This is a genomic window from Enterobacter sp. C3_dUdeg, assembly GCF_057536195.1.
Genome location: NZ_BAAKFX010000004.1, coordinates 69,237 through 81,502, shown reverse-complemented (window position 1 = coordinate 81,502; position 12,266 = coordinate 69,237). Strand labels below are relative to the sequence as shown.

Here is a 12,266-nt window from a genome sequence, read left to right as displayed (position 1 = left end):
AACAGAGTTACGTGGTAACACTGAGATCGCAATGAAATATCAACAACTGGAAAATCTCGAAAGCGGCTGGAAATGGAAGTACCTGGTCAAAAAGCACCGTGAAGGGGAGCTGATCACCTGCTACGTCGAAGCCAGCGCTGCGCAAGAAGCCGTGGATATTTTGCTGACCCTCGAAAATGAACCGGTACAGGTTAACGGCTGGATCGAGAAACACATCAATCCCGCGTTGTTAAACCGGATGAAGCAAACTATCCGCGCGCGACGCAAACGGCATTTTAATGCTGAGCATCAGCACACTCGCAAAAAATCAATCGACCTGGAGTTCGTTGTCTGGCAACGCCTGGCTGGGCTGGCACAACGACGGGGCAAAACGCTGTCGGAAACCATCGTGCAGCTGATTGAGGATGCCGAACATAAAGAGAAGTACGCCAACCAGATGTCGACGCTGAAGAACGACCTTCAGGCTCTGTTGGGTAAAAAATAGATTTTTCTTTTCTTCAGACAATAAAAAACCCCGCATGGCGGGGTTTTTTTATAAGACGATAACTTATGCCGCTGGCTGAGTTACAACGTCTTTGATGCCTTTAACTTCGATCTCTACGCGACGATCTGGAGCCAGGCAGTCGATCAGTGCAGCGCGAGCTTTCACGTTGTCACAGGTGTTGCCAGTAACTGGGTTAGATTCGCCCATACCACGTGGGGAGATCTTGTTAGCTGGGATACCTTTAGAGATCAGGTAATCAACAACAGACTGAGCACGTTTCTCAGACAGTTTCTGGTTGTAAGCGTCAGAACCGATACGGTCGGTGAAGCCCAGAACCACTACGGAACCGTCTTTAGGATCCAGGTTGCTCAGCTGGGTGTACAGCTGATCCAGTGCCTGCTGGCCTTCTGGTTTCAGAGTCGCTTTGTTGAAGTTGAACAGAACGTCAGACTTCAGAGTGAAGTGCTTGGTCTGTACTTCTGGAGCTGGAGCCGGCGCTGGAGCAACAACTGGAGCTGCTTCTTCCTGCTGGCCGAAACGGTAGGAAACACCTACGCTCAGCATGCCGTTGTCTGGACGAACACCAACGGTGTTGCCGTCGCCGATGTTGTTAACCCACTGGTATTCCAGACGGGTAGCGATGTCACGGGTCATAGCCCACTCAACGCCACCAGCGAATACTGGGGAAACACCGGTGTCATGGTTGTCACCAGAGATGTTGTTGCTGGAATCTGCGCGCCATACCATGCCGCCCAGACGGGTGTACACGTCCAGATCGTCAGTGATTGGGTAGCCCAGTTTAGCGGTCAGCTGAACGCCCTGTGCTTTGAAAGCGCCGTTAATGGTGTCGCCTTTGTATGGCATACGACCTAACCAGTCGTAACCCATTTCAAAACCAACATACGGGTTAACCTGATAGCCACCGAACGCACCTGCACCAAGCTGGCTCTCGTGAGTTGGGCCATCATTGTTCAGGCTGCTGTTGTACCAGCCAGTGTCGTGGAACTGAGACCAGCCCAGTTTACCACCTGCATACCAGGTATTATCTTTCGGAGCGGCCTGCGCTACGGTAGCGAAGCCAGCCAGTGCCACTGCAATCGCGATAGCTGTCTTTTTCATTTTTTGCGCCTCGTTATCATCCAAAATTCGCCATGAAAGTCTCAGGAGAGAATCACGGTTAAATCCTTCACCGGGGGGCGTGGTCAAATATAAATCTACCGATATCTTCGGCTTAGGCCGAGCACCCCTGGCGATGTAAAGTCTACAACGTAGCTGAAAACTTACAAGTGTGAAGTCCGTCAGGCATATGAAAAAAAAAGTTCCGTATACCGATTATTTAACATTTTTCGAACGAATTTTGTGCAATAAAATTAAGGAGAACCGCACCAGACAAGCCTTGCCGCAATTTTCAGGCCGGGAACTTTAATGCCATCTTGTGGTCAAAAAAAATTCCAGGAAAAATCTTAATTTCACTCAATGATACAAATTTGAGTGAATTTTTAGCCCAGAAAGTTGTCCTCTGCGGTAAGAATCCGATCGAACCGGACGCATAATGAACCCGATCGCATTCCCTTCTTCGGCTGCTTCAGTCAGACGGAAATGTTCCTCTTCCGTCAATTCTTCCGGTAACCATCCAATCACCACGCTGTAATTTCCGGTGCGTAACGCGCGGATCATCGACTCAACGGTGTCGCACGGCGGGAGCTGATTAATTTGCATGACCTTAGTAAGCGGAAGGCCTGCGGACTGAACCCACTCACGGCTCAGTTTTTGCTGAGGCGTGAGCCAAAGCTGCCAGCGCGATTGCTGACCAAGCTGTTGTAATAACGGCAACAACAGAAGTTGCGTCAACAGGGGCTGGTCTTCACGATAAACCACTTCACTGATAAGCCCCGTGGAAACACGCTCGACGGAATTCTGCGCGACATTGCCTGCGGTAGAAGAGAGAGAGGTTGAGCGATTTGCATAGCCTGAAGTGTGCATATTCATTCCAGCCCTGTAGTTACTGTATGGATATACAGTAACCCCTGTATGCATAAAGATCAACCTCATTTTCGGAAAGCGACTCGCAAAATTCATTCAATGTTGATGTCCCTCGAAAAATCATCTTGCTCATCGGCAATAAGTTGCCTATTTTCCTGCTAACGGATCCGCTAGTAAGAAATTTCGTTGTTACTTTATGATTTTGAAGGGAAATATCATGAAAAAGATATCTTATGAACGGATTTATAAATCCCAGGAATACCTCTCCCCGTTGGGCGAGATTCATCATCGCGCGCTGTTTGGAGGCTATACCCTGGCGGTGGATGATGCGGTTTTTGCCATGGTGTCAGACGGAGAGCTTTATCTCCGCGCCTGTGAGGAGAGTGCGAAATACTGTGTAAAAAATGCCTCCTCTTTTTTGACGTTGATGAAGCGAGGCCGCCCGGTGCTGCTCAACTATTATCGTGTGGATGACGGATTATGGCAGGACAGGGAGCGGTTGCTTCAGCTCTCCTCGTTTGCGCTCAGTGCGGCAAGAAAAGAGCGCTATCAGCGCCATCAACGAAACCGACTCAAGGATCTGCCAAACCTGACCTTTCAGCTTGAAGTCTTGCTCTTTGAAGCTGGCATTACCAATGAGGAAACGCTGCGGGCGCTGGGTGCCAGAGCGAGCTGGCTGAAGATGCGGGCAAAAAACAAAGCGCTCGGTATTAAGGTTCTCTTCGCACTGGAAGGGGCTATCGAGGGGCTGCATGAGGCGGCACTCCCGGCAGGCATTCGCCGGGAGCTGACGGAGTGGTTTAATGCGCTGCCTGAGCCACAGGAGAATCACTCCTCCAGGTAGCGATTTGCTGTTGCAGCCGGCAAATTTCAGGCAGCAGAGCGATAAGCAGGCCTATTTGCTGAAGCACCAGCGGCGCTTTGCTGTCGTTTTCTGGGTCAAGATGCGCAATGCGTTGAGCCAGTTCATCCAGCGCCTGTTGAACGCGCGGCTCATCGGCCGGTCGGTGATGAAGTGCGTCATCAACGTAGCAGACGGCGTCATCGAGCAGGTTGAGAATGCCCGGGTTGGTGAGTTTCTCACGGTGGGCACCCAGCGTCGAAATATAGCTGGTGAACGTATGGTTCAGACAGAGCAGGCGGAACGCAGTCTCACGAATCTCCGCCGTGGCGCGAGGCTCCGTTGACATGTTAGAGACAACGGAGGCCAGTTCTGCATCACTGTTGTGCGCGTCGCGACGGGCTATCCGGTAAGCCAGGCGGTTATCGCGCCCCTGGTGGTACTGCTCCAGGATTGCGTCAAGGTATCGACAGTTGGCGTTCATTGCCCTGTCTACCACGCGCGGCAAATTGCGGAAACGCCAGTCCGGCCAGATAAAGCTGACCGCAGCCCAGGCAATCGCACAGCCAATCAGGGTATCGATCACGCGGGGCAGGGCAACTTCAAACCCTTCACCCAGCAGGTTAAAGCAGAGCAGCACCAGCAGCGTGATGAACATGGTGGCGTGGGCGTACTGCACGTTGCGAAACGCGAAGAACAGCACGCCGGTGATCACAATCAGAATCAGTTGACCTTCAACGGAGGGCACGAAATAGAGTACCGGAAGGCCGATCGCGACGCCGACCAGCGTGCCGATAATACGCAGCGCAAGACGGTGTCGGGTGGCGTTATAGTTCGGCTGGCAGACGAACAGGCTGGTCAGCAGGATCCAGTAGCCGTGGTGCAGCCCGGTTATCTGGATAAAGGCATACCCCACGCACAGCACCAGCGACATTCTCACCGCGTGGCGAAAGAGTGCCGACTCCGGCGTAAAGTTACGGCTCAGACGCAGCCACATATCGCTAACGCTGTGCACGCTGTCATCAGCAAGCTGATTTTCCACCTCACTGCCCGGCAGCGCCATCGCCTGTTCGGACTCAATGGTCGCCAGCTGAGCATCAATCGCCCGCAGGTTGTTCAGCAGAAAGCCCAGCGCTTTGATGTGCTCCGGTGACGTTCCGCTGGCCTGAACGCGGTCGAGCGCCGCATCAAGATGGCTGAATACGCGTTCAAAGCGGGGGTCATGCTGATAGGGCGTACGCAGCAGAATGGAGCGCGAGAGCTGCTGACACGCCTGAGACTGCATGGACAGCAGGCGCTGGAAGCGGAACATCACGTCGCTGTAGCGGAACTTCTCGCGCAGGGCCGCGTATTGAACGTGCGAGGAGCTGGCACGTTCGTGAATGTCCTGGGCGGCAAAATAGTAGTGTAAGGTCCTTCGCGTTCCGCGCTGACCGCGATCGCCGCGCAGACGGGTAAGCAGAGAGGCTTTTGTCTGGTTAAGGGTGGCGACCAGCTGGCCATTTGCCAGCGCCAGATCGTAGAGCGGAGCCTGGCTTTCTTCCTCGATATCCGGGTCGAACAGCCGGGATTTCAGTTCCAGATAGTGGGCTAACTGCTCAAAGCTGCGGGCAAGGTTATCCTGCAGCGGGCGAACCGGGAAGATCAGATGACCGGTTAGCGTCAGCAGGTTATACCAGATGGCGCCCAGCAGCAGGAGAACCGGCTGCTGGTACCACTGGTCATAGAGGGAAACGCCCAGCATGGTGTAGATAGCGATCAGCAATGCACCAAACGCGATGGTGGCATAGCGCTGCCCGAGGCCGCCCAGCAAAATAAACCCGCTGGTTGAGAGCGTAAGGCCCAGGGCAAACAGCCAGGGCCACGGGAAAAGCAGCTCAACGGACGCTGACGCAATGAAAAAGCAGACGAGCGTAATGACCAGGTTACGTAAACGTCCGGCCAGACGATCGTCCAGGTCCGCCAGCGCCCCGGCCACCACTCCCAGCGTAAGCGGAATGGTGAGCTTGACATCATTCAGCCACCAGGGCAGGGCAACCGTGCCGCAAAGGGCGATAAATATCCTGACGTTGTATAGCCAGGTGCTGTTCCAGGTATAACGGCGAAGCAATGGGCTTAGCATAAACGCGGCCGGTCCTTATTTACTGAAAACGACGACGCGCGTTTGCTTCACGCGCCGCCTGGGCCACTTCTACCGGAACAACCCTGCGACCGACGGGCCAAAGGGCGATAGCGGCGATCTTAAAGTTCGCTATCCCCACCGGAATACCAATAATCGTGATGCACTGTGCAATACCGGCAAAAATATGCATGATGCACAGCCACCAGCCGAAGAAAATCAGCCACAGTATGTTCAGCAGGGTTCCGCCCGTATTCATCAGGGCGTTTTTGCTCTCCGGATTGAGCTCGTCAACGTGGATAGCTTCATTCCCGTAGGGGATTAAGGAGAGTTTTGTGATTTCCCAGCAGGAACGGGTCAGGGGAAGCGTGAAAATCAGGACGATGCTCACCAGCGTGGCAAAAAGCCAGGAAAGGGTGGTGGCAAAACCGCCCAGCACAAAATTCAACACATTCAGAACGGTACGCATAAACCCTCACTTCCTTTCGATAAAATTAACGCCCAATGATTGTAACGTTTTTTTAGGCTGGAGCACCTTAAAACTGGCAGTTAAACTGTCAGGTAAATTATCTCTTCGTGGATTTGGCGGAACATGGAACTGAAAGCAACGTCGTTAGGCAAACGCCTGGCGCAACACCCTTACGACAGGGTGGTTCTCCTTAATGCCGGGGTGAAAGTCTCCGGGGAACGCCACGAATACCTTATTCCGTTTAATCAGCTTCTGGCTATCCACTGTAAACGCGGGCTGGTGTGGGGCGAGCTGGAGTTCGTTCTGCCTGACGATAAAGTCGTGCGTCTTCACGGCACCGAGTGGGCGGAAACCCAGCGTTTCCATCATCACCTGAACGCACTGTGGCAGCAGTGGAGCCAGGATATGAGCGTAATTGCCGCCCAGGTGCTGCAGCAGGTGCTGGACGATATCGCGAAGAGCAACGCACAGCACGCGTGGCTGACCCGTCAGCAGACCGCCGGGCTGCAGCAAAAGATCCGACAGGCACTCTCGGCGCTGCCGCTCTCCGTGACGCGTCTCGACGAGTTTGACAACTGTCGCGACGCCTGGCGCCAGTGTCAGGCCTGGCTGAATGATAAGGATAAAAGCCGTCTCGCCCATAACCAGGCCTGGATGGACGCTATGCTCACCCAATACGCCGACTTTTTCAGTACGGTGGAATCTTCACCGCTCAATCCGGCCCAGGCGCGCGCGGTGGTCAACGGCGAGCAGTCGCTGCTGGTGCTGGCGGGGGCCGGTAGCGGTAAAACGTCGGTACTGGTGGCGCGTGCCGGCTGGCTGCTGACGACCGGAGAAGCGGTAGCCGATCAAATACTGCTTCTGGCCTTTGGCCGCAAGGCTGCTCAGGAGATGGACGAACGCATCCAGGAACGTCTGCACACGCGGGATATCACGGCCAGAACCTTCCATGCCCTTGCGCTGCATATTATTCAGCAGGGCAGTAAAAAAGTGCCTTCCATCAGTAAGCTAGAAAACGACGCGCAGGCGCGTCAGGCGCTGTTCATCAAAACGTGGCGCCAGCAGTGCAGTGAGAAAAAGGCGCAGGCGAAAGGGTGGCGTCAGTGGCTGGAGGAGGAGCTCGGCTGGGAGGTGCCAGAGGGCAGCTTCTGGCAGGATGACAAACTGGCGCGTCGGCTGGGTTCGCGACTTGACCGCTGGGTCAGCCTGATGCGAATGCACGGTGGAACGCAGGCAGAGATGATTGAAAGCGCGCCGGAGGCGATCCGCGATCTGTTCTCGAAACGGGTCAAGCTGATGGCTCCGCTGCTGAAAGCCTGGAAAAACGCGCTGAAAGAGGAAAATGCCGTCGATTTCTCCGGTTTAATCCATCAGGCCATCATCATTCTTGAGAAGGGACGTTTTGTCAGCCCGTGGAAACACATTCTGGTGGATGAGTTCCAGGATATCTCTCCGCAGCGTGCTGCACTGCTCTCGGCGCTAAGGGCGCAAAATAAACATACGTCGCTGTTTGCGGTGGGTGACGACTGGCAGGCCATCTATCGCTTCAGCGGGGCGCAGCTCTCCCTGACGACCGCGTTCCACCACTATTTTGGCGAAGGGGATCGCAGCGATCTGGACACCACCTACCGCTTCAATTCACGCATTGGTGAGATCGCCAACCGCTTTATCCAGCAAAACCCGCATCAGCTGGCCAAGCCGCTCAATAGCCTGCGCCCAGGGGATAAAAAAGCGGTCACCCTGCTGGCAGATGACCAGCTGGAGCCGCTGCTGGACAAACTCAGCGGCTACGCGAAGCCCGATGAACGTATTCTGGTGCTGGCGCGCTACCATCACCTTAAGCCCGCAGCGCTGGAAAAAGCCGCCACCCGCTGGCCGAAACTGCAGCTTGAATTTATGACAATTCACGCCAGCAAAGGGCAGCAGGCTGACTATGTGATTGTGCTGGGGCTGAAAGAGGGCAGCGACGGTTTCCCGGCCCCGGCCCGCGAGTCGGTGATGGAAGAGGCCCTGCTGCCGGTGCCGGAAGATTTCACGGATGCCGAAGAGCGGCGTTTGCTGTATGTGGCCATCACCCGCGCGCGGCATCGCGTGTGGCTGCTGTTCAATAAAGAGGAGCCATCCGTGTTTGTCGATATCCTGAAGAGTATTGATGTGCCGGTGGCGCGTAAGCCATAACGATGTCAGGAAAGATTTTCCAGGCCGGGTAAGGCGTAGCCGCCACCCGGCAAAAAAGCTACTTCAGTCTCTCGGAAAGATAACGCTGATAGTCCGGAATAAGGATATCAACCGGCGAGTTAAACTGCGGCGATTCGATGATGAAATCCGCCGTCGACAGGTTCGTCGCCACCGGAATATTCCACACCGTCGCCAGGCGCAGCAGCGCTTTAACATCCGGATCGTGCGGAACCGCGTTCAGCGGGTCCCAGAAGAAGATCAGCACATCAATTTTCCCTTCGGAAATCTGCGCGCCGACCTGCTGATCGCCGCCCATCGGCCCGCTCAGCATGGCATTCACCTGCAGACCCGTTTCGCGCTGGATCAGGTTACCGGTTGTGCCGGTCGCCGACAGGGCGTGCTTTTCCAGCGAAGGCTGATGGCGGCGAACCCAGTTAAGCAGCATTTGTTTACAGTGATCGTGCGCCACAAGAGCAATGTGTTTGCGCTCAGGCAGCGTGCGTGTTGTCAGTTCCATAATCATATCCATCAGGTTAACTGACTACACGATGACGGGAACCGTCTGACGCTGCAAGAGAAAGGCGTAAAAAATGTGGCTTATGATGAAGGTTGTTGTTTTGCCCACTGTAAAAACCGGGCCCGCGTGTCGGGATCGGCCTGCTGGAACCAGAATTTAAGGCGCTGTTCCGTCAGGGTCTGGGACTGGGGAGGAATAACGTCCAGTTCAGAGACGCCGGATAAAAGCGTACTGTCATCCGCCATCATGGTGGCAAACTGCGGAAGCGATGCGCGTTTTCCCGCTTTGTTATAGGTCTGGGTCGCGGCCTCGTAATCCGGGCCTTTCGGCGAGGTCGTTAACGCCAGAATATCCAGCTTCACCGGAATCGGCATCGCATTCCCGTCCAGCAGTTCAACGCGGGGTGAAGCGTCGAAGGCCGCAGATTCCTTCTCCGTTTCAAGGCGAGGCAGGGTGATGTTCACCTGACTGATTTGCCGGGTATTAAAGCTGACGATCAGCGGCGGGGAAATGTACATCCGTTGCTCGTGATTAGCCAGACCGATCGACTTTTCTACCCGAAAGACCAGCTGATGCGGCCCGTTATCTAACTCGATGCTGTCTGCACCGCGCAATAACGAGCTGGAGACCTTTTTTCCGTCCAGTACAAGAAGATCAATGTCGGTAGAGAGCCGGAGCGTGGTAGCAAAAACGCAGACCGGCATCACTAACGCAATCAGGGCAGTGGCAATACCGGTTTTCATAGAAGGCTCCCGTCAGAAATCCTGTCGCCGCATTAATGTATCTAAATTTTTCGATAATCACGTTTACTAACATATAGACATATTTCGCCGTTTTGCCCTCATGCATCTGTATGGGATGGATGGTTGAGATGTGCGGTTTGGCGTACACTTTTAAAAAAGCCAGGAGAAAAACCATGAAAGAGAACGATATTGCCGAGATTCTGACATCCACGCGTACCATTGCGCTGGTGGGCGCGAGCGATAAACCCGATCGTCCCAGCTATCGGGTGATGAAATACCTTCTCGATCAGGGCTATCACGTTATCCCGGTCTCGCCAAAAGTGGCGGGGAAAACATTGCTGGGCCAGCAGGGTTACGCCACGCTCGCGGAGGTGCCGGAAAAAATTGATATGGTCGATGTCTTCCGTAATTCCGAGGCGGCGTGGGAAGTGGCGCAGGACGCTATCGCCGTAGGGGCGAAAACGCTGTGGATGCAGCTGGGCGTGATTAACGAGCAGGCCGCCGTGCTGGCGCGGGATGCGGGGTTGAAGGTCGTCATGGATCGCTGTCCGGCGATCGACATCCCCCGTCTGGGGCTGGCGAAGTAATAAAAAAAAGCCCGTTATCGGGCTTTTTTTACACGCTTAGTTCCGCAGGCGCGGAGCCTGTAACTGTTTGCGGATAGTCTGAGCAAGTTCATCCATTGTGGGTTGCTCCGGATGCTCTTCCTGCAGCTCGCTACTCAGCTGCGCTTCGGCCAGATAGGTGTGAACGGGTTGTCCATCATCACCTTCCATTACCACGTGGTACCAGGGCGCGGCGCGAAGCTCTGCGTTCACCGCCAGCTCGTCTGCTGACGGTTCATCAAGGGAATACTCCGGGTCGATATCCACGACCACACCCAAATACCCTAGCAAAGTGTGGCGGACCTGCTGGCCGATACCGAATTTGCTGGCAATCATAGTCACCTCCCGGGAAATACGACTTACACGTTATGTGCGGGCAATATTTCTCTTTTCAAGTTACATGACGCGACAGGCAAACCCTTTCAGATACAGTCCTTCCGGGTAGGTAGCAATCACGGGGTGATCGGCTGCCTGACGGAACTGCTCTATAAATTGTACATCACGACCAGCATCTATTGCGGCATCGGCGATGATTTTCTGAAATAAATCTGTGGTCATCAGGCCGGAGCAGGAGAAGGTGAGCAGAACCCCGCCCGGGTTCAGCAGCTGGATAGCCAGCATGTTGATATCTTTATACCCGCGGCACGCGCCCATCAGCTGGCTTTTGTTTTCCACAAACTTCGGCGGATCCATCACGATGACGTCGAACTTCTCGCCCTGATCGCGATATTTACGCAGCAGCTTGAACACGTCATCGCGGACAAACTCCGCTTTGCTCAAGTCCAGCTTGTTGAGCTCGACGTTCTGTTTTGCCACGTCCAGCGCTTCCTGCGAGGTGTCCACGCTCACCACCTGAGCACAGCCGCCCATCAGCGCCGAAACGGCAAAACCGCCGGTATAGGAGAAGCAGTTCAGCACGCGTTTGTCGGCAACGTACTGACGCGTAGCCAGACGGCTATCGCGCTGGTCGAGGTAGTAACCCGTTTTGTGCCCGCCCTGAATATCCACCAGCAGCTTCATGCCGTGCTCTTCAATCGGCAGCAGGGCCGGTGGCAGTTCGCCCGTTACGGGCCCCTGAGTCAGCTCCATGCCTTCTTTTTTGCGCACCGCCACATCGCTGCGGTCGTAAATGGCGCATTCCGGGAACAGCATTTGCAGCGCGCTGATCAGCGCTGCACGCTGGTATTCCGCTCCGGCGCTCAGAAGCTGCAGCACCAGGAAGTTACCGAAGCGATCGATGGTCACGCCCGGCAGGCCGTCGGACTCACCGGCAATCAGGCGGTAGCTGTCCAGCCCGTCGCGTTTTGCCAGCCAGTCGCGCCACTGCTGCGCCTGCTGCAGGCGGCGAACGAAGAAGTCGATGTCGATGATTTCATCTTTATCAAACGTCCAGACGCGAGCGCGGATCTGGGACGCTGGCGAGTAGGCGCCTCGCGCTAACCATTTCCCCTGATGGTCAACGATATCAATGGTTTCACCGAGGCTGGCTTTGCCTTCCATACGGGCAACCGCGCCGGAAAAGACCCAGGGATGACGGCGCAGTAATGATTTCTCGCGCCCTTTGGCTAACACTAAACGTACACTCATAATTTGCTGTTCTGTCGATTTCAGGAAATGGCGCGTAGATTACCACATTCAGCAAGGCGCAATCATCTGCGGATACCGTTGAGCGTTTCGGCACAAAATCAAATCGCTTAGGCACATTACGATATTGCCGCTGGGTTTAGAGTGGGGCTTCCGGTACAGCAGAGGGAGCACCCATGAAAAAGCGCAGTGTGATAGCAATAGCCGCTCTGGCGGCGATGAGTTTTCAGGTTTTAGCAACAACGCCTTTCGGCATCACCAGCCAGGATATTTCCGGCGAAAGGCGGCTGGCGCAACAGCAGGTATTTGAGGGGTTTGGCTGCCACGGTGGGAATATCTCACCGCAGCTGGCATGGAAAAATCCGCCTGCCGGTACGAAAAGTTTTGCCGTCACGGTATATGACCCGGATGCGCCTACCGGCAGCGGCTGGTGGCACTGGACCGTAGCCAATATTCCGGCGAAGACAATGACGCTGCCCGCTGACGCCGGTAACCCGAACGGCGAGAAATTACCTGCCGGCGTTGTGCAGGGGCGTAATGATTTCGGCTATTCTGGATTCGGCGGCGCATGTCCACCCGAAGGGGACAAGCCTCACCGCTATCGGATTACCGTCTGGGCCCTGGACGTGGATAAACTGCCCGTCGACAACAATGCCAGCGGCGCGCTGGTCGGTTTTATGCTCAATAGTCACGTTCTGGCAAAGGCTCAGTTAACAGCAACCTACAGCAGATAAGGATGGCAG

At 54.9% G+C, this 12,266-nt stretch carries 13 protein-coding genes; 5 read left to right on the top strand and 8 right to left on the bottom strand.

The window, feature by feature from the left end; genetic code table 11:
• Window positions 1-31 precede the first annotated feature (31 nt).
• Window positions 32-484 carry a macrodomain Ter protein MatP gene (gene matP, locus AC27FC_RS12520; protein ID WP_032658161.1) on the top strand — a complete coding sequence of 151 codons (453 nt, stop codon included), beginning with the start codon at window positions 32-34 and terminating at the stop codon, window positions 482-484.
• Between the two features lie 63 nt (window positions 485-547).
• On the opposite strand, the gene ompA is transcribed toward matP, so the two are convergent.
• On the bottom strand, window positions 548-1,603 hold the full coding sequence (gene ompA / locus AC27FC_RS12515; RefSeq protein WP_023311028.1) for a porin OmpA: 1,056 nt from the start codon (window positions 1,601-1,603) through the stop codon (window positions 548-550).
• A 354-nt stretch (window positions 1,604-1,957) separates the two neighbouring features.
• Entirely contained in the window at window positions 1,958-2,467 is a 510-nt protein-coding gene (gene sulA / locus AC27FC_RS12510) for an SOS-induced cell division inhibitor SulA (RefSeq protein ID WP_033145120.1), read from the bottom strand.
• Between the two features lie 217 nt (window positions 2,468-2,684).
• Between sulA and AC27FC_RS12505 the strand changes: the two genes are divergently transcribed.
• A complete protein-coding gene (locus AC27FC_RS12505; protein WP_033145121.1) occupies window positions 2,685-3,311 on the top strand; it encodes a TfoX/Sxy family DNA transformation protein in 627 nt (208 codons plus the stop codon).
• On the opposite strand, the gene yccS is transcribed toward AC27FC_RS12505, so the two are convergent.
• Both yccS and AC27FC_RS12495 read right to left on the bottom strand, forming a co-directional pair.
• A complete protein-coding gene (gene yccS, locus AC27FC_RS12500; protein ID WP_094934909.1) occupies window positions 3,268-5,430 on the bottom strand; it encodes a YccS family putative transporter in 2,163 nt (720 codons plus the stop codon). The genes AC27FC_RS12505 and yccS overlap by 44 nt on opposite strands.
• 19 nt (window positions 5,431-5,449) lie before the next feature.
• The gene (locus AC27FC_RS12495; protein WP_023311032.1) at window positions 5,450-5,896 is read right to left on the bottom strand and encodes a YccF domain-containing protein; all 447 of its coding nucleotides are present in this window, start codon (window positions 5,894-5,896) and stop codon (window positions 5,450-5,452) included.
• 123 nt (window positions 5,897-6,019) lie between these two features.
• Between AC27FC_RS12495 and helD the strand changes: the two genes are divergently transcribed.
• The gene (gene helD / locus AC27FC_RS12490) at window positions 6,020-8,074 is read left to right on the top strand and encodes a DNA helicase IV (RefSeq protein ID WP_094934910.1); all 2,055 of its coding nucleotides are present in this window, start codon (window positions 6,020-6,022) and stop codon (window positions 8,072-8,074) included.
• Window positions 8,075-8,132: 58 nt separating this feature from the next.
• On the opposite strand, the gene mgsA is transcribed toward helD, so the two are convergent.
• Complete coding sequence (mgsA, locus tag AC27FC_RS12485; protein WP_094934911.1) at window positions 8,133-8,591, bottom strand: methylglyoxal synthase; 459 nt, start codon at window positions 8,589-8,591, stop codon at window positions 8,133-8,135.
• 80 nt (window positions 8,592-8,671) lie between these two features.
• Window positions 8,672-9,334: a curli synthesis inhibitor gene (gene csgI / locus AC27FC_RS12480; protein WP_033145125.1), complete on the bottom strand. Its 663-nt coding sequence runs from the start codon at window positions 9,332-9,334 to the stop codon at window positions 8,672-8,674.
• A gap of 173 nt (window positions 9,335-9,507) precedes the next feature.
• Between csgI and AC27FC_RS12475 the strand changes: the two genes are divergently transcribed.
• Window positions 9,508-9,921 (top strand): CoA-binding protein, encoded by a 414-nt coding sequence (locus AC27FC_RS12475; RefSeq protein WP_023311036.1) that lies wholly within the window; start codon window positions 9,508-9,510, stop codon window positions 9,919-9,921.
• A gap of 36 nt (window positions 9,922-9,957) precedes the next feature.
• On the opposite strand, the gene hspQ is transcribed toward AC27FC_RS12475, so the two are convergent.
• Window positions 9,958-10,275, bottom strand: a complete 318-nt coding sequence (gene hspQ / locus AC27FC_RS12470; RefSeq protein ID WP_008499919.1) for a heat shock protein HspQ — start codon at window positions 10,273-10,275, stop codon at window positions 9,958-9,960.
• 60 nt (window positions 10,276-10,335) lie between these two features.
• Window positions 10,336-11,526 carry a 23S rRNA (cytosine(1962)-C(5))-methyltransferase RlmI gene (gene rlmI / locus AC27FC_RS12465; protein ID WP_094934913.1) on the bottom strand — a complete coding sequence of 397 codons (1,191 nt, stop codon included), beginning with the start codon at window positions 11,524-11,526 and terminating at the stop codon, window positions 10,336-10,338.
• Between the two features lie 173 nt (window positions 11,527-11,699).
• On the opposite strand from rlmI, the gene AC27FC_RS12460 reads away from it, so the two are divergent.
• Entirely contained in the window at window positions 11,700-12,257 is a 558-nt protein-coding gene (locus tag AC27FC_RS12460; protein ID WP_094934914.1) for a kinase inhibitor, read from the top strand.
• The last annotated feature ends 9 nt before the right edge of the window (window positions 12,258-12,266 follow it).